Genomic DNA, 20,135 nt, shown 5'->3' with positions numbered 1-20,135 from the left:
CGGAGTTAGTGCGGATTTTATTGGGTATTACTCTCCACGAGCCCCGTACTACACGGGCTTCCCGAGGGACCTAAAAGTAAAAAGACAAAGTCTTTTAACATCCTGAAGGACAAAGGTTTTTACTTTGCCACCATGGGTTGCTATCGTGAAAATCCCTTTTGGGCACAGCGCAAAGAAATCATCAGAACCCAAGAGAGCTATCCTGTTTGTGATTATTCACTTGAAGAGGTAGTTCGTGCCTTTGAGGGTGTGGGTTTTGAAGTTGGGCTTAAGAAATTACCCATGGAATATTTTGTTATCCACGGAGCTAAGTCTGCTCGAGAATTTGGTGGTGTGCTGAACTTGCTCACCCACTGCCACGAACACAAACTTTTATTCTGTTTTTATAAACAATCAACCCACGTATAAACGCTTGTCTTCAGCGAGAATACTTGGCAATTCCAAGTTTTACTCGCCAACAACCCGCCTTAGCACTCTCTATCATCGTCTCATGGTCAAAAACAACGAAGGGTACTCTAGATGTAGAGGGGTTAGATAATGATCTGCGGGCTTCTGAGCATTCAAGTCTCCCCAAACTCAAATACGCTCTTGGCTTTTTTAATCTGTGCCAGGGGAATACGCTTTGATGTGTCTTGAATTGTAAATGTAATTTCATCCCCTTCCACCCCTTGCACTACCCCCTTAAAGCGTTCGTTTTGACTTGTGCGCACTTCTACCAAATCGCCTATAGAGAGTTCAAAATGTCTAAGTTTACTCAAGGTGCGCTCTAATCCCATAGAACTTACCTCCAAAGAGTAAGCCCCGGGCATGCTAGCGTGCACATCTAGCAGAGGAGAGATGAGCAAACTCGCCTCTTGGCATGTGTCCAGGGTTGTAGGACCTTTAAGGGATTTAATACTAATGCGCAAAATATCGCGCTGGTTTTCTTTTAGTAAAGTCACATCATAAAGCGTGCAGTCGATGCTCTGGAGCGTGGCTTCTAAAAGAGGCTCTAAATCTTCTAGCATCAAGACTCCTTAGCAATGGCCTTAAAGAGGGTTTCTAGGCGTCGTTCTTGCTCTAGGCTTTCATCGATATGGAAGCTAAATTTAGGACATTTAAACCACCCACTCACCTGCAAGACATGCGCGCGCAGCAAAGGAGTAGCTTTTTTAAGCGCGTGAAAGATTTCTTTTTGGGTCTGGGTATCAAGTGCTTGGGCATCAAAATAAACATGGGCGTGGTATTTCCCCCTAGAGCAGTGGGCGCGTGTGAGGGTGATCCCATGCAATCTAGGATCGTCCAGCGCGCTTAAAGCCTCTTGTATATATTCTAATAGTCCAGCATCAAGGCGCTTGGCATGCACGCTATCCATTAGAGTACCCTCGCCTTTTGGATTTCTCTAAAGCTTTCAAAGACATCACCCACGCGCACATCATTATAACGCTCTAGCATGATTCCGCATTCATAGCCCTTAGACACCTCTTGAGCATCGTCTTTAAAGCGTTTGAGAGAGATGATTTTGCCCACATGCACCACTACGCCCTCACGAATCAAGCGCACCTTGATTCCCTTGTTGATCACCCCATCGACTACCATGCACCCAGCGATTGTGCCCACTTTGGGGATCACAAAGGTTTCGCGCACTTGGGCTTGCCCGGTGTCTTCCTCCTGCACCACTGGGCTCATCAAGCCCCCTACAAGGGCTTTCATATCGTCCAAAAGCGCGTAAATCACGCTATAGGTTTTAATATCTACGCGTAATTCCTTAGCCCGCGCGCGCACATTGCCCGTCGGACGGATATTAAAGCCCAACACGAGGGCGTGAGGATTATTACCTACTAAGCTTAAATCGTTCTCGCTGATACCTCCCACACCTGCATTCAGGATATGGATACCCACCTCCTCATTATTGAGAGCCAAGAGGCTGTGTTTGATTGCCTCTAAACTTCCCTGTGTGTCCGCCTTGAGTACAATAGGAATCTGGGTGAGTTCTTTAGTCGCCACCATAGATGTGAGCTCATCAATATGCACCTTTGTGCTCTTGCTTAAAGCTTTTTGGCGCAAGTAGGTCGCTTTTTTATGCGCTAAAGAGCGCGCGGTGTTTTCACTTTCTACAGCAATCAAAGTAGAGCCCGCCATAGGCACTTCGCTTAAACCCGTGATGAGAGCCACCTGTGAGGGCTTGAGTTCTTTAACCGCTCTGCCCTGATCGTCTGTCATAGTCCTGATCTTGCCAAAGGCAATATCGGCCACCACCGCATCACCCACTCTAAGCGTGCCCTGCTGCACGATAAGAGTAGCTACCGCGCCCCGTCCCTTTTCCACACTGCCCTCTAAGACTATCGCCCTTGCTTGTGCGCTGGCTGAGGCCTGCAATTCCATGATCTCAGCTTGAATTAAAATCGTTTCTAAAAGGGTGTCAATGCCCTGTCCGGTTTTAGCCGAGATAGGGATAAATTCAAACTCCCCGCCCCAATCGCGCGGGTTGAAACCTAATTCTGCACACTCGGCTTTGAGTTTGTCCACATTAGCATTTTCTTTATCGATTTTATTCATCGCCACGATAATTTGCACGCCTGCGTCTTTAGCCTGCTTGAACGCTTCGACTGTCTGGGGTTTGACTCCATCATCTGCAGCGATTACGATGATCGCGATGTCAGTAACCTTCGCCCCGCGTTCGCGCATTTCCTTAAACGCCTCATGTCCGGGGGTGTCGATAAAGGAGATCCATTTGTCGTTTTTTTGCACCATATAAGCCCCGATGTGCTGAGTGATACCCCCCGCTTCACTCACAGCCACGCGCTGGTTACGGATTTTATCTAGTAAGGAGGTTTTCCCGTGATCGACATGCCCCATGATGGTTACCACAGGGGGGCGTTCGGCCAGATCATCTAGGGCTTGTGCGCTCTCTTCTTCGATGAAGACCTGTGCACTCTCAATCTGCACTTCTAATTTAAACTCTTCGGCCAAAATTTCGATGGCATCGCGATCCAAGAAGTCGTTTTTGGTAACCATCATGCCCAAATTGAAGAGGGTTTTGATCACATCGGCAAGATTGAGATTGGCACTTTGAGCAAACTCATATACCCGCACCTCTTCAGAAATGCTAATAGTGCTCTGCACGCTTTTCTGGGCATTATCGCTGCGATAAACGCGTTTTTTGCGGCTGGAACGGCGAATTCCTCCCTCATTCACCCATGGGGTTTTACGCTGAATTTTCACTTTATCAGCAATTGCCCGGGGGGGAGCTTCTTCCTTTGACTCCAAATCTTGGGCATGGAAGTCAAAGAGAACAATCTCATCTTGCTCATCCTCATAAAGATCGTGGAAGTCTCGATTTTGAGAGAAATCCAACCTTTGAGCGCGACTCTTAGGACTGGGCTTGGCCACATTTTTGGTCTTAGAAGATTTCTTAGCTTTTTTCTCACTGGGCTCTTTTTGGCTCATCATAGAGGCTAAGGCCGCTCTAGCTAAAGCTGCTTCTTCCTGATCGGTGCGTTTGACAATGCGGATTCCGCGTGTTCTTTTGGAGAGAGCATTGGGTTCTTTAGATGGAGCAGGAGGCTCTGCGGATACACTTTCTGCAATAATGAGGGTAGGTGCTGGGGGAGGGGTAGCCTCTTCTTTTTCTGGAGTGCTCTTAGGAGCAGGGGGATCGACTTTGATCACTACTTCTAAGGGCGTGGTGGGGGCGGGTTTGGGCGGTTGTGGAGTGGGAGGTTTGGGCGCGCTCTGTCCTGTGCTGACAATTTCAATACTGCGTTTTCTAGGCGCACGCCGCGGAGTTTTTGGAACAGGAGATACCACAGACTCCTCTTGAGGAGTGGGGGGAGCCATTTCTGGTTGTGGGTCTGTCTGCGCTTTTGCCTTGCTGGTGGGGGGAACTTTCGAGGTGCTCTTAGGCATACGAGCATTCACCTTATTCGTGATAAAATCGTAGAGCTTAGCAGCCGTTTCCTCATCCAAACTAGAAGTGGTTTTAAGATTTAAACCAATCTCCTTAGCCTCCTCGATTACCATTTTCACATCTGTCCGACCCAATTCCAAAACAAAATCCTTCAATGCAATGCCACTCATGACGCGCGCACCTCCTCTAACCATGCCTGGATGTAGTGTTTATTTTTGGGGGTATGTTTAACCTTTAAGACCTGCTTATCAACATGCTTAACATGCAAACATGCGCCACACAAATAAAAACTACGCCCACTTCCTTGAAATACAATAATTCTACCCTCTCTCACGCTAAAGCGCAACAACTCTACCTGCTTCAAACGCGCCCTGCAGCATACGCAAGTGCGCACCGCGTTTTTAGAATAAAAGACGCTAGCTTTCAATCTGCACTCCTTGATTATCAAAGTCTAAAGACAAAACCCTAAAATTAGAATACTTGCCCTGCAACCTAGCTTGCAATGCTCTCGCATCTTCAGCATAGCACATATTAAAAAACGACGAACCACTTCCTGAGAGCGTACTCATCAACGCACCACATTCCAGTGCCATCCTCTGCACGCCATACAGTACGGGGTAGAGTTTCATACGCTTATCCTGATGCAAGCGATCCCTAGAAGCCACCTTTAGCACCTCCCATTTTTCCTGTGCAAATGCCATGCACATCAAACTCGCATGCGCGAGGTTGTAGGTGGCGTCAGCATAACTGCAGCGTTTAGGTAAAGCTTGACGCGAGAGTTTTGTAGAAATTGTATGAGGAGGAATCACGATCACTGCCTTGAGATAGCTGGGAATAGAAGTGCGTAAATGGTATACTTTCTTCTTGCTCCTCTGAAAATCCTCGCCAGGGAGCCTCTCTGTCGTAGCAATATTAAATCCCCCAAAGACTGCTGGAGTGATGTTGTCTGGATGGGATTCATAAAACAAGCTGGCGTGTAGCACTTCTTCTTTGTTGATATGACCATTTAAATAATGATGAATGGCACTTAGAGCCCCCACTATAATCGCAGAGCTACTGCCCAATCCGCGAGAAATAGGAATAGCATTGTGAAACAAAAACTCAAAATTTTGTTGGACGCCGCGTTTTTGGAGCGCATTCTTAAACAAATTGACAAAGATATTATCGACCAAAAATTTAGAAAAGCCCTCACCCTCACCTTGAATTTTAATGCTCGTAAAAACAGAGGGCACTACACTGAAGCGATTTCTGAGATTCAAACTAAGCCCCAAACAATCAAACCCCGGTCCCAAGTTCGCGCTTGTAGCAGGCACACTAACAACCAAATCACTTCCTAAGTTTTGATGCTACATTATAGCTTAATATTGTGTTTTTTACCTAAACAGGGGACAAAAGATACAAAGGTTTGGACTCTGCACTAAATAGGCTAGGATCGAGCAGAACAGGTAAACGCATGGCGCGCACTTCTGGATTTTCTAAGGGCCTAAGAACAATCTGACCCCGATGATAAAGATAATAGCTCTTACCAAACGCCTTGATGGGACGATAGGCATTAAACACGAATCCAAGAGCTCCATAGAGTCTAAGACCCTTTGTGATCGCGAGCGTGTGCACAAAAACATGAGTCAACTTCATGGCTGTAAAACTTCCTGGACCGGTGGCGTAGTAAATCGCGCGCAACGCACACCCCGCGCACGCCAGCCACCTAGAAACTTGTGCAAATAAACTCGCAAGCGCAACGCTTGTGCCCTGTGTGGAATACACGGAGTAGACCAACTCGTTTTCGACATAAACACCCATTTGCACAGGGCGCTGCAGAGCCAGCACCACAAGCACACACCGCACCAACAAACCCCAAATTAGTTGTAAGCCACCGCCATTTCTCCAGACGCGACACTTTGCCTTTGAGGAGAGGGAGATAGATGCACCACTTCATAGGCCTGTGCCTCTAAAACCTTATTTACAAGCATAGCATTGAGTTTGTGACTTCCCATGTAAGAGCAATATGCACCAATAACCCCCTTACCCAAGAAGGCTAAGTCTCCCATCGCGTCTAAAATCTTATGGCGCGCAAACTCTTCTTCGTAGCGCAAGCCTTCTTTGTTTACAATGCTGTGCTCATCGAGTACAATGCAATTATTTAAATTTCCACCCTTAGCAAGCCCGATGGAACGCAAATAATTCACCTCCTGCAAAAAACCAAAGGTGCGCGCCCTAGCGATCTGCTCTTTATACTGCTGTCTTGAAAACTCAAAATAATAACGCTGCTCTCTAATCATAGGATGGGCAAAATTAATGCCAAAATCAAAAGAGAGAGAAGAGCTCGGGCTGATCTTAGCAAATTTAGGACCATCTCTAACTTCCACCTCCTGAGTGATACGCATGAAAGATTTGGGGGTGTCCAGCTCTACAATCCCTGCTTCATCCAAAAGCATACAATGAGCAATCGCAGAGCCGTCCATAATGGGAATTTCTTCGTTATCGACAGAAATCTTAAGATTATCAATCCCATAAGCACTCACGGCCGAGAGCAGATGCTCTACGGTAGAGATACGCGCCTTAGGATTATCTGGGGCAGCTAGAGTAGTTGCCATGGTCGTGTCCACCACACTCTCGTGCGATAAGGGCATCTGAGCTTGCAAATCCGAACGAGCAAAAACAATACCCCGCCCTGCCTCTAAAGGCTCTAAAACCATTCTAACGGGCACACCCTTATGCAAGCCAATCCCAACCACCTCGACGCTTCTTGCGATAGTTCTCTCATTCATACAATATCCTTTATCTGAATTATATCGTCATTTTTTGTTATCAATTTTAACTTCTCATTCTCATTAATACGCTCAATCAAGGTATCGCTCAAGATTTGCCCTTGAAATGTGATATGAGAAGAATACACATTTTTAAGCACCATACACGCCCCCATGCAAATGATGATCCCTTCACAACGCCCGTAAATACTAATATTCTGCTCTGAAACAATCTTGGCCCCATGGTTAATATTGCCTAAAAAAATTAGACTAGCAGTGCTGTCAATTTCTTCACCACTACGGATATGCCGTTCGAAAATCTGCACCCGTTCAGTTAACGGAGCTTTAGGCTCTACAACGCTTAAGGCTTGAGTGGCTTCGTAAATCACGATTTGATCGCTATTTTTACCTTTGAGCTCTTTCGTGCTAATGCTGTAGGCAAGTCCATAGTGTTCTAAGGTTTCTAACACTTCTATTTCAGGAGGAGCTTTGAATAAGAGTAGGTAATCCTGCAGGAGAGGAGCATTTTTGTGAATGAAATTGAGATACTGATCCTTGTGCGCTTTGCTCAATTCAAAGCAACGCACCTGTTTCTGCCTAGTTTGCAACACTCAGCTTACCTTTGTTCTTGGATACGCCGCTGTGCTTGACGCAACACATCATTAAAGCGCTGGATAAACCCCGCGTCCATCCATTCTCGTGGACGCACTGATACACCTTGCACTAAAACTTCAAAGTGTACATGATCAAACTTGCTCGTAGAGTTTTTACCACTCACGCCCAAAACACTGTCCGCGCTAACTAAATCTGCTTTTCTCACTGCTACAGATGAGAGACTCCCATAGAGCGCGTGTAAGCCTAGACCATAGGAGACTAGAACGCCTTTGCCATAACTTTGCATCTCCTCTGCCAGGACCACACGCCCTTCATTACTCGCAATGACTTTGGAATGCTTGCCAAAGAAATCTGTGCCTGAATGTAGAGATTCACCCAGCAAATCCCCTTTGAACAGAAAAGATTGCTTGGCACCAAAAGGGCTCAAAATTCTAGGTTTACTGGTATTCAAAGGACTGAAAGGTTGGAATTTGAGAGCGCTATAAGTGAACACATTGCTTAAATCTTGCTGGATAATCTCTTGGAGATTGGCGTGCATATTAGTGCGCTCAAGATACGGGTATGTTTTTAGACCCTGCAGTGCGTCTGCCTTACTCGCATACTGTTTACTCAAGTCAATTTTGCTCTCCATCCTGGGTACTCTAGTATTTTGGATAAAACTTAAAGGCACGACTGTAGTGTTGAGAGATTTATCTCTGGCGATGATTTTGCTATTAAAAGCGCGTTGTTGCAACGACCATGGCAAAATAGCTGCATAGTATTTGTCTTGCATGAAGGGAAAGACCTTAAGGTCCATGGAGCCGTTATTGATCCATACTTTGTCTAGGGAATCCTCTTCCACTTTAAAGACTACAAGCGCGCTCCCCCCATAAGTAATACTGGATGACTGCGCGAGAGTGCGGATAGTGGGCGGAGTTGTGTCCAAGACTAGATCAAAGCTTTTGGTAGTTATGTTGCCACTGAAGAAATTACCATTACTCCAATCGCATAGACTGATCTCATAGTGGAGTATCGTTTGATCATTGAGTTGAATGCTAGGTTTAGGTAACTCAAAAACCAAGCGACTGGGTTCGTCCAGCACAATCTGATTTTTGTCATAAACCACTAAATGATCGCTCGTAGAAACCTTAATATGATAAGAGCGGATTTTAGCCGGGGATTCCAAAATAACGCGTATGTGGTGTTTGAGATTCCAGTGTGTCGGATTCTCAACACGCAGATTCTGCGCTGGTGCCTTTTTACTCCCCTCTTTGACAACCTTCATAACCAAACTAATCTGCCCCTGATTATCCTTACTAACCCAGTAGTTATAGCTCAAATATCCACATCCTACTAATGCTATTAATACAATCAAACGCCACACAATTTTGCCTTAATCAAAAAACATAGAGCACATTGAACACCATGAAAGTCGTGCGCTTGAAACCAATATCGCCACTGAGCAAGGTCTTGCTAGACTGGGAATTAGTATAGACCGCTGGAGATTCTGTTCCAAAACGCAGGTAAGTCAGTGGAATCTTAGTGCCCAATTCAAAACGCACATGCCGTTTATAAGTGAAGGCGAGCCCAAGATTGATCGTGTAATCTGCCTGTGCGAGCATTTTCCAAAAGATATTGGGACTTTTATAGGCATTGGCGACAACCTGATTGAACGCTGCGTTTTTAAAATCACGCAAGAGCATTAACCCTACTCCAAAACCAGCATATGCGCCAATAAAGTGCTGTTTTTGCTTATCTAGGGGAATGTCAATGAGCGCGTCCATATCTAAGGAGCCCAGTGCATAAAACAACTTCCCAAACCCTTTGTTAGTGCTATTGCCATTCAAGGTTCCAATTGTAGCAAGCCCCGGTATGACAAGTAGATCCCCATAAATACGCGTACCAAAGTACAGATTAAAAAATTGTTGGTAACCCAATTCAAGATTTAGCATGCCAAAAGTGCTTTTTAGACTAACAGGAGCACTAAAGACATCGTTGGGAACCTTGATTCCAAGATCTGTGCTCAACACCTGGTCACCACTATAGGACTCCTCTAATCCCCCCACGCCAAACCCACCCCCTAGAAAAAACCCGCTTTTTTCTTTGGCAATGCTATAACTCTCAAATTTTTCTGCCTTAAAACGCCAACTCTTATGTTTGTAGTGCTTTTCAATGTATTTTTTAGAGTAGTAATGTTGGGTTTCTGGGACCACACCGAGCGCACGAATCTTATCTTCTAAATCTTTAATCACGGGGTCTGAATCAAAGCGATGGGGGTTCTCTGGCATGCCAACGTTGGGTTCTGGATTGATAGGCACTCCATAAGGATAGGGGGGAAGCGCTGGATTGGTAGGAATAAAAGGGAGCGGAGGTAGTGGGACCAGACTAGGAGCCATAGACGGACTGGGTGCACAAACAGGTGTATTTTGTGGATGTGGCGTTGCAGGGGGCTGTTTTTGTACTTGGGGTTGTACTTGGGGTTGGGGATTGGGCAAATCCGACTCAGGTTCAGAGGCATCTTCAAAAATTACATCTGAGTTGGTGTCTTTTAAAATAGGCCGTGCTTTGGGTTGAGGGTTAGGCTGGGGGCTAGATTGAGGATTGGGTTGTACTTGGGGTTGGGGATTGGGCACATTTGATTTAGATTCAGGAGCATCTTCAAAAATTACATCTGAGTTGGTATCTTTCAAAATGGGTGGAGGCATCGCTACTGCACTTGTTAGAAGTAAGCTTGTTGCAAACAGAACTTTCATTGCCATTCCCTAGAGCAAAAAATTATAGCTGATATAGTAAAGATTATCGCTAGCAAAGCTATAGGCGAAGGCATGGCTGACTTTCAATGGGGGAACTTTTAAAGCAAGCTCGATGCGATGCCTGATGTTTAAGGTCATGGAAATGCCCAAGTTAATAACTAAGCCAAAGCCATTGGGATTGTGCACGGCACTAGGGTAATCTTTGTAACCACTCCACCCTACGCCAAGCCCTCCAAAGACTCCGATAGCATACTTTTTACGAGTATCAATGGATTTATCCATCACTAAATCTACATTGAAGCTTGCTATCTGGTAAGCGCTGGATTGTTCTGGCTTAAGCACGCTTTTATTGACTCCCCCCATGTATTCCCCATAAACGCGCAATCCACCTATATCGCTCTTGACATACCTTTGGTAACCTATTTTTAGGCCATACAAGAGGGGCAAGCCTGCACTCCTAATTCCATTGATTCGAATGAGAGTTTGCGTTAGTAGGACACCCACGAATGGCCCACTCTTGCGCTTGGCCACTTCTTGGACAAGTTTTGCCTGCTCTGCTTCATAAAGTTGCCCTCTGAGCATGTAAATTTGAAACTCTCGCTCAGAAGAAATATCACGCTGTTGGTGTACAGACACCCCTCCCCAACATGTATTCAAAACAAGGGTACCCAAAAAAAGCCCCTGAACAGCACGTCTAAAAAACATATTGATACCCTATGTGCATCAATCCACCCCACCATGAAACATCTTTGTTGGCAAGCACTTTAAACTCAAGCTCCACGCGATTATGTCCAAAGATGCTAAAGGCAATCCCTGCATTAGCCATCATGCCAAAAAAAGCAGTAGTATCAGTTCCCTGTGTGATCACCCCCAATCCCACTCCCAACAAAAAACCCATAGAAAGGTAGCGTTGCACCGAGGGCAGAGTGGGATCGATCATCAAATCTGCGTTGATAGTTGCGCTTTGGTAACCGATGCGCCCAACATTGGAGCGTTTGGGTACTGCGCCGATGTATTGGATGTAAACTCGCCTCCCGATAAAATTAGGGCGCATGGTCTTGGCGAATAAGGAAGGACGGAAAGTCTGGTAGCCAAAACGCACGCCGATACTCCACAAGTATTCCATGCGTTTGCCCTGAATTGTACCTTCTTGCATGGCACGCTTGATCGCATTGTTGTAGAAGAAACCCGTGCTCAAGCCCAGCAACAACCCAGTTTTGCTTTCGGCATGCTTAATATCGTCAATCAAGAGAGCGATTTCTTGATCCGTGTACTTCTCATAAAACTTGATGTATTTATAATACTTTGGATCGAGTGTCGTATAATCTATGCCCCATAATGTCTGAAAAATCAAGACAGACATCCCGAGCACCCCTTTAATCTTCAAATCCAACCCTAATGAAAAATTTTAGCCCTATCATAGCATTTTAAAGGTAAAATCTCTCAAAAAGTGTGAGCATGATGAAGATGACTCTAGGTTGTCTACGCCGCAAAAAGCACCCTAAAGATGGCGTAAAACCTTCTAAAATTAGCGCCATTACAGCCTATGACAGCTTGTTTGCAGCTTTGTTTGATCCTTATATCGACTTGATCTTGGTAGGTGATAGTTTGAACATGAGTTTTAATGGCAGGCTAGATACTTTGAGTGCGAGTATGCAAGAAATGCTTTACCACACTAAGGCGGTGTGTCGAGGCGTGCAACGCGCCTTTGTAGTGGCCGACATGCCCTATGGAAGTTACACTAATGAAAAACAAGCCCTTAAGAACGCCCTGAAATTCTACCAACATACCCGTGCTGATGCCATTAAATTAGAGGGAGGGGCTGAACGGGCTCATATCATCAAAACCTTAGTTGGGGAAGGTGTGGCAGTGGTAGGGCACATTGGTCTCTTGCCCCAGAGTGTACGAGGCGTAGGGGGTTATAAGATCACGGGCAAGACGCCAGAGAGTGCACAACAAGTCTTAGAAGATGCTTTGAGTGTGCAAGAGGCAGGGGCAAGCTTGGTTGTTTTGGAGGGCGTGGTTGCGCATGTGGCTACAGAAATCACCACTCAGCTAGACATCCCTACAATAGGCATAGGGAGCGGGGCGGGGTGCGATGGACAAATTTTAGTCTTTAGCGATATGCTTGGACTATTCAAAGCATTTAAGCCTAAATTTGTGCGATCGTATTTGGAGGGAGCAACGCTTGTAGAAGAGGCTGTGCAACGCTATATCCAAGACATCCAAACAGGGCATTTCCCCTCCGAGCAAGAGAGTTACTGATGCAAAGACTTGTCAATGTAGAGGCACTCAATTTAGAAGAGCAAGAATCTGTAAGTCTGCGCCCTAATTTATGGGAGGACTACATTGGACAAGAACAGATTAAAAAATTGTTGCAGGTCTCTATTGGTGCCGCTCTCAAACGCCAAGATACCCTAGATCATGTGCTTTTTTTTGGTCCCCCAGGTTTAGGCAAGACCACTTTAAGTCATCTCATTGCCAAAGAACTCCATGCCAATATCAAGGTTACTACCGCCCCTATGATTGAAAAAACGGGTGATTTGGCCGCCCTGCTCACCAATCTTAATCCCAAAGATGTTCTTTTTATCGATGAAATCCACCGCTTAAGCCCTGCCATCGAAGAGGTGCTTTACTCAGCGATGGAGGATTTTAGATTAGATATTATTATTGGGTCTAAAGCAGCCGCTCAGACTATCAAGATCGATCTCAATCCCTTTACTCTCATCGGGGCTACCACACGCGCGGGGTTACTCTCTAACCCCCTGCGCGAGCGCTTTGGCTTGCATTTTCGCATGCAGTTTTACAGCATAGAAGAGCTCGCTACCATTATTACACACGCTAGCACTAGATTGCAAAAAGATATAGAAGAAAAAGCGAGTGCAGAGATTGCCAAACGCTCAAGAGGCACACCCCGCATTGCGTTGAGACTCTTAAGGCGGGTGCGCGATTTTGCCGATCATGCCAGCGAATCGAGCATTTCTCTGCAAACCACACTTTTTGCCTTAGAGGAGCTAGGCGTGAACGCGCATGGTTTTGATGCGCTAGACTTGCTCTATCTCAACCTCTTAGCTAACGCCAAGAATAAAGCCTTGGGACTGAACACTATTGCGGCCAGCCTGCATGAAGATGAGAGTACGATTGAAGAGGTGATCGAGCCTTTTTTGCTCGCCAATGGCTATTTGGAGCGCACGGCTAAGGGGCGTATTGCTACGCTTAAAACTTATGAAACTCTCAAGTTGGATCGCCCCCGATTGCTCTGAAATTTTAAAAAAATCGTAAGCAAAGCATGCTATACTGCGCTACTTAGTTTCTGCTAAGTTATGGGGCTGAACAGGATTTCGACAAGGGTTGCATAGCGTGGGTTGCATGCCAAGTGTCTCTTGTAAAACGACACAAACAATAACCGTAAACAATCCTAATTACGCTCCCAACTACGCTAAAGCTGCGTAGCGAGCTGGAAACTTAGCAATCGACTGGCGTTAGCTAGGTATTCCATCATTGTAGCCAGTTGCCTCTGAAAAGTGCTCACTCCTCAGAGTAAGATTGAGAGCTAGGGTCTTTCTATTAGTTTGAGAGGTTGTTAGGAAAGCCCGAGAACTTTAACTTCTCTAAGCATGTAGATGCCCACGGATGGATGTAATTTTTGGACTGGGGTTCGATTCCCCACAGCTCCACCATTTTGACAATGTTTCCCCCATAGAAGGATTGATGCGCCGATGAGTTGTAAGCAGTGTTTGTTGCTATCTATTTTATGGATGCATTTTGGCGCGTCATGGCTGGTGGGTATTGATGTCCACGCTCTCTCTAAGGAAGAGGCTAAAAGTGCAGATTTAGCGACCCAACTAGTTATCACAAGCAATAAAATCTTAGAAGAGGCCATTGACAAGGGTAGAGATTATCAGGAGGTAAAATTACTCGATCGTATTTACCAAGAAGCCAAGAACATTAAACTTGTGTTGGCCCCCAACACCAATCCTCAAGAACCTCAATCCAAAAAAGAGGGCTTTGGAGCGGCTTTCAAAAAGGCCTTTGAGCCTCCCATTGATTTGGATAAAGCCCTTGATCTCGTAGACACGCTACACAAAGAGCTCAAGGATGCGAAATGGGGCAGCGATTTTGCCTCCATGCTAACCATCACTGAGCAACTCGAGAACTCCTTACACACGGCCATGAACCTCAAAGCCCAATGGCTCGATACCCGCAAGGCTAATTAAGCCAGTTATTTACATCGCCTCCATAGCGCACCGATTTAGCATCTGTATTTTCTATTTTCTCTAGACTGGCTTGGATATTAGAAGGTAGAGGATTTTCATCAGAATAACTAAAGTGCATGTGCGCGCTGATCACCCCCGGGGCGTTTTCAATCTCCCTATTAGCGCGCAGCTCCTCCTGCACACTGGGGGCTTCAATCAAAGCAATGATCACTTGTTTTTCTCGATCAAAAGCGGGCACTTCCACGCACTCTAAGGCTTCAATCGCTTTTAGACTCTGCTCAAAGCTCTCTAGTTGGACTTTAACAATCACGCTGGAAATATTCATGTGCTTTTCTCTACAAATAAAATGGATTGACTGGGGCATACACCTGCACACATGCCACACCCCGTGCAAGAGGCATGGATGTGTGGAGCAAACATGCCCTCAAAGCTAATGGCATTGTCTCTGCACGCATCCTTACATGCAAAGCACACCACACCCTGATAACTCAAGCATGTTTGCGAATCGAGGAGGACCCATGTATCTATGCAATCCTCTCGAGTATCTTCCAACACCCCCGTATGCTCTTGAACACATTCCCGTACACACTCTCGACAAAATGTGCAACCCCGTTCTTTAAAGTCCAAATAAGGGCGTGTGGCTTCTTTTTTGATGATAATATGCTCAGGGCAGACTGAAGCACATCCCCCCGTACAATCTAGGCAATCCTGTGCTTTCTCTGAGTTGAAGTATGGCAAAGGGATCAAAAAGGGCTCGCGCTTTAAACCCTTAAAAATCCCCCTAAAGGGCTTTTTAGGGTTCATCGGGCATATCAATTTCCAAGCCCACAGGGCAGTGATCACTCCCCAAAATATGGGCGTAAATATGCGCATCTTTGAGCTGAGCTTGCAGGCCTTGAGAAGCCAGAAAATAATCGATACGCCAACCGATATTACGCGCCCTAGATTGGCTCATGTAGCTCCACCATGTATAGACTTCTGTTTTGTCGGGGTAAAAATGGCGGTAGGTGTCAAGAAATCCTAGTTGGAGTAGTTGGCTAAACGCGTTGCGTTCTGGGTCGCTAAAACCCGCGTTGTAGCGGTTACTCTGCGGGTTAGTTAGATCAATCTCTGTATGGGCGACATTCAAATCCCCGCACACCAGCACCTCTTTACGCGACGCTAGAGTCTGCAAGAATTCTCTGAAGGCGCTCTCCCATTCTAGGCGGTAGGGCAGACGCAAGAGTCCCCTTTGAGAATTAGGCGTGTAGACATTAACTAGATAAAAATTCTCATACTCGCAGGTAACCACACGCCCTTCCATGTCGTGCTCCTCTAATCCCAAACCATAGCGCACGCTTAAAGGCGCGCTTTTGCTCAAAGTCAACACCCCGCTATAACCCTTTTTTTGTGCGCTATTCCAAAAAGCATGGTAATTTTCAAAGGCAAAATCGGCCTGTTGCGGGTGCATTTTGGTTTCTTGCACACAGAATATATCAGCTTCACTCTCTAGCAAAAAGTTCTCAAAACCCTTCTGCATGCATGCCCTCAAGCCGTTGACATTCCATGAAATTAAGCGCATCTACCACCTTTGTGTTTTTGCTTATTATAACACTTTAAGTTAAATTTAAAGGACATGTATAGTATAATCGCGCTTTTGGCTTGATAGCTCAGTCGGTAGAGCAGAAGACTGAAAATCTTCGTGTCGGTGGTTCGATTCCGCCTCAAGCCACCATCTAGCGTATAAAATCCCAAAATAGCTTTAAAATTGTCGCCCCTACCACGCATAGAAATACACGACGGATAAACTGCACTTCTTTAACTATCACTAAATTAGAGCCCACCCACGCGCCCAGTATCTGCCCTGCTCCCATCAAAAGCCCCACCGCCCAAATCACTTGCCCCCCGATTAAAAACACGCTTAAACTGATGATATTGCTGGTGAAATTAAACACTTTAGTGCGTGCGGTGGCTTTTTTCATGTTGAGCCCCAAGAGCGCGACCATCGCAAAGGTCCAAAATGAACCCGTGCCCGGTCCAAAAAACCCATCGTAAAACCCCAACCCTAGCCCAAAGATGCCATAGAAAAGGGTGGGCTCAAGTTTAGGATGGCTATCCCCCTCGCCCACTTTGGGGGCTAACAAGGTATAGAGAAAGATTGAGGATAATAAAATGGGAATGAGTAGGCGCAAGATGTCCGCTTTAAGCCATAAAATTAGTGTCGTTCCTAGACTGGCCCCCACCACCACACACCCCACCCCAAAGGCGACCTCTCTTAAGGACACCATGCCCTTCAAGCAAAAATTCAGCGCAGCCGTGAAACTCCCAAAACTGCTTTGAAGTTTGTTGGTGGCTAGGGCTAGGTGTGGCGGGATTCCCAAAGCTAACAGGGTAGGCATGGTGATTAGTCCCCCACCTCCGGCAATGGAATCTACCAGTCCTGCGCAAAAAGCCACCACGACCACGATCGCATATACATACCATTCTAATTCCATGCTAGCTCCTAAATCTAAGATATCCTCACAGACGCGCGTATCTGCGCGTCCAAAGTGTAGATATCCTCTAAATTAGCCAGTGATTTAGTGGTGTCCTCAAAACGCATTAAACCCTCTTCTACTATCCTAACAATTTGTCCAAAGGAGATTTTGCCCTCTATAAAGGCTTGAGTCGCCACTTCTGCGCTGGCATTGAGCACCACACCTAATTTGGGATTCTCTAATAGGGTGTCTTTGAGTGCCCATAGAGGGTATTTGCGCGTGTCGATGGGCTCAAATTGTAGGGGAGGTAAGACGCATAAATCTAAGGGCGCGATGCTAGCTTGCTGGTGGGCTTGCTTGGGGGCTAGGGCGTGGGCAATGGGGAGTTTCATGTCAGGGGTGGAGAGTTGGGCGTGCAGGCTTTGATCTTTAAAGCGCACGAGGGCATGTACGCTGGAAGTGCGCTCAATATAGGCATCAATAGCATCTATGCCAAAGAGCCAACGCGCTTCCAACACCTCAAAAAGCTTATTGAGCATGTTAGCCGCGTTGATGGTGATATGCACGCCCATGTCCCAGTTAGGGTGTTTTAAGACTTTTTCTAGGCTTTGATGGGGGATTTGCTCGGGCTCTAGGTCGCGCAGCGCTCCTCCACTCGCGCTCAAATAAAGGGTTTGCACCTCTGCAGTATTGCGGTGTTGGAGCAAACTCCACAGCCCAAAATGTTCGCTATCAATGGGGATCATGCCTTTAGTATCTAGCAACCAACCGGCCACAACTAAAGACTCCTTATTGGCTAAAGCTAGGGTTTTATGTTGCTCAAGAGTGATCAAGGTGGGCTTTAATCCAACAAAACCGCTTAGAGCGTTGAGCACTACTGGGGAGTGGCAAGCCTGCAACATCCCTTCTAGCCCTCGTGCACCTGCAAAGAGAGCGACATTGTGGGGCAAATCTCGTAAAAACGCCCTGCTAGGCTGGGGTAAAAAAACTTTTTGGGGCTTGTGGGTGTGGATTTGCTCCAACAAAAGAGTTTCATTGTGCCCACCACTCAAAGCCTCCACCTCAACCCCTAAAGTTTGTGCCACTTCTAGGGCTTGTGTGCCAATAGAGCCCGTGCTCCCTAAAATAATCGCACTAGACATAGGGCAAAAAGAGCAAGAAATGCAACGCCACGCCTCCAAAAAGCATAGCATCTAAACGATCTAAAATCCCTCCATGTCCGGGCAAGCATGCCCCACTATCCTTCACCTCTGCACGCCGTTTCAAGTAACTCTCATACAAATCTCCCAAGATCGCACTGATCGCCACCACCACGCTAATCCCCAATGCCCATGTGAACCCCACACTCCACATGCCCGCCAGACCCCCAAGCACGCTAGATAAACCCAATCCTATTAAAGAACCCTCTAGGGTCTTTTTGGGTGAAGTGGGACTTAGAGGGATTTTACCTAGCAATCTGCCTCCAAAATAAGCCCCCACATCAGCCACCACAACGACCACGACTAGCCACACCACCCCGCGCACGCCAAAGTCCTTAAATAATGCTAAAAGCACCACAAAGGGCAGAGTGGGGTAAATGAGGGGCAACACCTGCCTAGTATCCTTTGCTCTCAAGGCTAATGCGCCTGCAAAGAACATCCCCACAAATAATGCGCCCTCAATGGGGCGTGGGCTGATATAAGAAAGCCCCCACACCCCTAAAGCCAGCCCATAATGCCAAAAAGAAAAGCTCAGAGCGTGGATTTTCTCATAGAGTTTTAAAGCCTCATAAAAGCCCACCAGATACGCCACGCCTAGCACCGCCCACAAGAACAGCATATTGTGGCTAACCAACACCACCACAACAAGCGCGACTAAGAGTGCCCCCGTGATATAGCGCGTTTTCTCCCCCTTCAACTTAGAAAAATCCATACCTAACTCCCAACAAAGATTTTGCCCACTAAAATGTAGGTGATGAGGCTAATGAGCACAATCCCTAAGATGTTGAGCCATAGCCCAGCTTTGATCATATCTTGCATTTTGACATAACCCGAACCATAAGCGATCGCATTGGGTGGGGTTGCCACAGGCAACATAAAAGCGCAGGTGGCTGCTAAAGCTACAGGGATGGTAAAAAAGAGGACTTGGGAGTGCTCATAACCCAGCCCCAAAGCCACCCCCCCAATCACGGGCAAAAAGGCCGCAGCCGTGGCGGTGTTGGAGGTGATTTCGGTTAAGAAAATCACTAAGGCTACCACCAAGACCATTAAGAGTAATAAGGGTAAATGGGACAAGTGCGCCACTTGATGTCCAATCCACAGAGATAACCCGCTCTTGCTAAATTGCGCGCTTAAAGCCAGCCCACCCCCAAAGAGCAAGAGCACATCCCAGGGGAGTTTTTTCATCGTATCCCAATCGATGAGACGGGTTTTTTGTGCGGGGATGATAAAAAGCGCGATGGCGACCCCCATGGCAATGATGGAGTCTAAATTGGCGATCTTAATTCCCATAGAGTGTAAAATACTGCCTAAAAAAACCCAGCTCAAAGAAGCGAGCACGAATAAAGTGGCAACCCAGAGTTCTCCTGCGCTCATCGGTCCTAATTTGTGCAATTCTTGAACGATCACCTCCCTACCTCCGGGGATTTCTTTGATCTTGATAGGGAAGATGACAAAGGTGAGTAAAAACCACGCCCCCATGAGCATGAGTAAAGCGATGGGCACGCCCAAGATCATCCACTGCCCAAAGCCAATTTTAAACCCAAAGGCGTCTTGCATATAACCAGCCAACAGGGCGTTAGGGGGCGTGCCTATGAGGGTGGCTAGCGATCCAATAGAGGCACTATAAGCGATGCCCAACATCAAGCAGATACTGAAATTGGTGCGATAAATGGGAGCGGATTGGTAAGAGGAATCAGTTTTACAATCCTGTTTTTGGAGTAATTTTGCTACGAGGGTTAACACACTCAAGCCCACAGGCATCATCATCACTGCGGTTGCCGTGTTAGAAACCCACATAGATAAAAAGGCAGTCGCCAACATAAAACCGGCTACCAACGCTCTAGGGCTCGTGCCCACTAAAAGAATAATTCTTAGCGCGATACGGCTATGTAGATTCCAGCGTTGCATCGCCATTGCCAGCACAAAACCCCCCATAAACAAGAAGATGATAGGACTCCCATAGGACGCGCCCACTTCTTTAAAACTAGCCACGCCCAACGCGCTAAAGAGCACGAGGGGTAGCAGGGCAGTAGCCACCAAAGCGATCGCCTCGCTCATCCACCAAGTCCCCATCAAGATTGCCACAGCGGCTACGATGGGTAGAGAATCTAATTTAAGTCCGGGCTTGGTGATGGTGTGCTTGATCACATCTAAATGGGCATGGAGGGCAAAATACACCCCTAGAGCTAAAATGAAGCCTCCCCAAAAACCCACCCATGGCACGCTGAACCTAAAACTCTTTTGTGGCATTTTAAAATCCTTATGCTAATTTTCTTAGTT

The 20,135-nt window shown here is 46.5% G+C and carries 23 protein-coding genes, 1 tRNA gene, 1 other RNA gene and 1 pseudogene; 6 read left to right on the top strand and 20 right to left on the bottom strand.

Translation table 11 applies throughout. From position 1 onward, the window contains the following. The first annotated feature begins 132 nt into the window (after window positions 1–132). Window positions 133–408 (top strand): hypothetical protein, encoded by a 276-nt coding sequence (locus KCO92_RS04380; protein ID WP_158653534.1) that lies wholly within the window; start codon window positions 133–135, stop codon window positions 406–408. Window positions 409–560: 152 nt separating this feature from the next. Here the strand turns inward: KCO92_RS04380 and KCO92_RS04375 are convergent, their stop codons facing one another. From KCO92_RS04375 to KCO92_RS04320, 13 genes and pseudogenes are all read right to left on the bottom strand, one after another. Continuing rightward, the gene (locus KCO92_RS04375; RefSeq protein ID WP_104694953.1) at window positions 561–1,007 is read right to left on the bottom strand and encodes a ribosome maturation factor RimP; all 447 of its coding nucleotides are present in this window, start codon (window positions 1,005–1,007) and stop codon (window positions 561–563) included. After that, window positions 1,007–1,354, bottom strand: a complete 348-nt coding sequence (gene rbfA, locus KCO92_RS04370) for a 30S ribosome-binding factor RbfA (protein WP_104694954.1) — start codon at window positions 1,352–1,354, stop codon at window positions 1,007–1,009. Before rbfA ends, KCO92_RS04375 begins: the two co-directional genes overlap by 1 nt. Beyond that, on the bottom strand, window positions 1,354–4,059 hold the full coding sequence (infB, locus tag KCO92_RS04365; RefSeq protein WP_104694955.1) for a translation initiation factor IF-2: 2,706 nt from the start codon (window positions 4,057–4,059) through the stop codon (window positions 1,354–1,356). Before infB ends, rbfA begins: the two co-directional genes overlap by 1 nt. Next, window positions 4,056–4,316 (bottom strand): YlxR family protein, encoded by a 261-nt coding sequence (locus KCO92_RS04360; protein ID WP_104694956.1) that lies wholly within the window; start codon window positions 4,314–4,316, stop codon window positions 4,056–4,058. Before KCO92_RS04360 ends, infB begins: the two co-directional genes overlap by 4 nt. Beyond that, a complete protein-coding gene (gene thrB, locus KCO92_RS04355) occupies window positions 4,306–5,214 on the bottom strand; it encodes a homoserine kinase (RefSeq protein ID WP_104694957.1) in 909 nt (302 codons plus the stop codon). Before thrB ends, KCO92_RS04360 begins: the two co-directional genes overlap by 11 nt. A 52-nt stretch (window positions 5,215–5,266) precedes the next feature. Beyond that, window positions 5,267–5,737, bottom strand: coding sequence for a hypothetical protein (locus tag KCO92_RS04350; protein ID WP_104694958.1), 471 nt, complete (start codon window positions 5,735–5,737; stop codon window positions 5,267–5,269). Window positions 5,738–5,748: 11 nt separating this feature from the next. Next, the gene (gene lpxC, locus KCO92_RS04345) at window positions 5,749–6,657 is read right to left on the bottom strand and encodes a UDP-3-O-acyl-N-acetylglucosamine deacetylase (protein WP_104694959.1); all 909 of its coding nucleotides are present in this window, start codon (window positions 6,655–6,657) and stop codon (window positions 5,749–5,751) included. Next, window positions 6,654–7,247: a septum site-determining protein MinC gene (locus KCO92_RS04340; protein WP_104694960.1), complete on the bottom strand. Its 594-nt coding sequence runs from the start codon at window positions 7,245–7,247 to the stop codon at window positions 6,654–6,656. The genes lpxC and KCO92_RS04340 overlap by 4 nt, the downstream gene beginning before the upstream one ends. 5 nt (window positions 7,248–7,252) lie before the next feature. After that, window positions 7,253–8,614, bottom strand: a complete 1,362-nt coding sequence (locus tag KCO92_RS04335; RefSeq protein ID WP_104694961.1) for a M23 family metallopeptidase — start codon at window positions 8,612–8,614, stop codon at window positions 7,253–7,255. A gap of 13 nt (window positions 8,615–8,627) precedes the next feature. Continuing rightward, a complete protein-coding gene (locus KCO92_RS04330; RefSeq protein ID WP_233710412.1) occupies window positions 8,628–9,983 on the bottom strand; it encodes an outer membrane beta-barrel protein in 1,356 nt (451 codons plus the stop codon). Next, complete coding sequence (locus KCO92_RS07680) at window positions 9,980–10,039, bottom strand: hypothetical protein (protein ID WP_369094652.1); 60 nt, start codon at window positions 10,037–10,039, stop codon at window positions 9,980–9,982. Before KCO92_RS07680 ends, KCO92_RS04330 begins: the two co-directional genes overlap by 4 nt. Further along, a pseudogene (locus KCO92_RS04325) lies at window positions 10,020–10,565 on the bottom strand (outer membrane beta-barrel protein); the annotation flags it as partial. The pseudogene KCO92_RS04325 and the gene KCO92_RS07680, both read right to left, overlap by 20 nt. A gap of 112 nt (window positions 10,566–10,677) precedes the next feature. Beyond that, window positions 10,678–11,346, bottom strand: coding sequence for a hypothetical protein (locus KCO92_RS04320; protein WP_104694986.1), 669 nt, complete (start codon window positions 11,344–11,346; stop codon window positions 10,678–10,680). Window positions 11,347–11,441: 95 nt separating this feature from the next. On the opposite strand from KCO92_RS04320, the gene panB reads away from it, so the two are divergent. The 4 genes from panB to KCO92_RS04300 all read left to right on the top strand — a co-directional run bounded on the left by panB (window position 11,442) and on the right by KCO92_RS04300 (window position 14,200). Continuing rightward, complete coding sequence (gene panB, locus KCO92_RS04315) at window positions 11,442–12,248, top strand: 3-methyl-2-oxobutanoate hydroxymethyltransferase (RefSeq protein ID WP_104694963.1); 807 nt, start codon at window positions 11,442–11,444, stop codon at window positions 12,246–12,248. After that, complete coding sequence (gene ruvB, locus KCO92_RS04310; RefSeq protein WP_199766091.1) at window positions 12,245–13,246, top strand: Holliday junction branch migration DNA helicase RuvB; 1,002 nt, start codon at window positions 12,245–12,247, stop codon at window positions 13,244–13,246. The genes panB and ruvB overlap by 4 nt, the downstream gene beginning before the upstream one ends. A gap of 62 nt (window positions 13,247–13,308) precedes the next feature. Then, window positions 13,309–13,663, top strand: a transfer-messenger RNA (tmRNA) gene (ssrA, locus tag KCO92_RS04305). A gap of 60 nt (window positions 13,664–13,723) precedes the next feature. Then, window positions 13,724–14,200, top strand: a complete 477-nt coding sequence (locus tag KCO92_RS04300) for a hypothetical protein (protein WP_158653030.1) — start codon at window positions 13,724–13,726, stop codon at window positions 14,198–14,200. Here KCO92_RS04300 and KCO92_RS04295 read toward each other — a convergent pair. The 3 genes from KCO92_RS04295 to KCO92_RS04285 are packed head-to-tail and all read right to left on the bottom strand — an operon-like array spanning window position 14,193 to window position 15,761. Then, on the bottom strand, window positions 14,193–14,525 hold the full coding sequence (locus tag KCO92_RS04295; RefSeq protein WP_104694966.1) for a chaperone NapD: 333 nt from the start codon (window positions 14,523–14,525) through the stop codon (window positions 14,193–14,195). The genes KCO92_RS04300 and KCO92_RS04295 overlap by 8 nt on opposite strands. Then, window positions 14,522–15,004, bottom strand: coding sequence for a 4Fe-4S binding protein (locus KCO92_RS04290; protein ID WP_104694967.1), 483 nt, complete (start codon window positions 15,002–15,004; stop codon window positions 14,522–14,524). Before KCO92_RS04290 ends, KCO92_RS04295 begins: the two co-directional genes overlap by 4 nt. After that, window positions 14,994–15,761, bottom strand: coding sequence for an exodeoxyribonuclease III (locus KCO92_RS04285; protein ID WP_104694968.1), 768 nt, complete (start codon window positions 15,759–15,761; stop codon window positions 14,994–14,996). The genes KCO92_RS04290 and KCO92_RS04285 overlap by 11 nt, the downstream gene beginning before the upstream one ends. Window positions 15,762–15,838: 77 nt before the next feature. Here KCO92_RS04285 and KCO92_RS04280 point away from each other — a divergent pair. Beyond that, window positions 15,839–15,914, top strand: a tRNA-Phe gene (locus KCO92_RS04280). Window position 15,915: 1 nt separating this feature from the next. On the opposite strand, the gene KCO92_RS04275 is transcribed toward KCO92_RS04280, so the two are convergent. From KCO92_RS04275 to KCO92_RS04260, 4 genes are read right to left on the bottom strand one after another with little or no spacing between them, the layout of a single operon-like run. After that, window positions 15,916–16,674 carry a TSUP family transporter gene (locus KCO92_RS04275; protein WP_104694969.1) on the bottom strand — a complete coding sequence of 253 codons (759 nt, stop codon included), beginning with the start codon at window positions 16,672–16,674 and terminating at the stop codon, window positions 15,916–15,918. A 14-nt stretch (window positions 16,675–16,688) separates the two neighbouring features. Next, window positions 16,689–17,798 (bottom strand): 1-deoxy-D-xylulose-5-phosphate reductoisomerase, encoded by a 1,110-nt coding sequence (gene dxr, locus KCO92_RS04270; RefSeq protein ID WP_104694970.1) that lies wholly within the window; start codon window positions 17,796–17,798, stop codon window positions 16,689–16,691. Next, entirely contained in the window at window positions 17,791–18,567 is a 777-nt protein-coding gene (locus KCO92_RS04265; protein WP_104694971.1) for a phosphatidate cytidylyltransferase, read from the bottom strand. Before KCO92_RS04265 ends, dxr begins: the two co-directional genes overlap by 8 nt. Before the next feature lie 2 nt (window positions 18,568–18,569). Continuing rightward, entirely contained in the window at window positions 18,570–20,105 is a 1,536-nt protein-coding gene (locus tag KCO92_RS04260) for an SLC13 family permease (protein ID WP_104694972.1), read from the bottom strand. Window positions 20,106–20,135 lie beyond the last annotated feature (30 nt).

The sequence above is a fragment of the Helicobacter salomonis genome, from assembly GCF_017979425.1.
Lineage (GTDB): Bacteria > Campylobacterota > Campylobacteria > Campylobacterales > Helicobacteraceae > Helicobacter > Helicobacter salomonis.
This window is presented reverse-complemented; position numbering and strand designations above follow the sequence as displayed.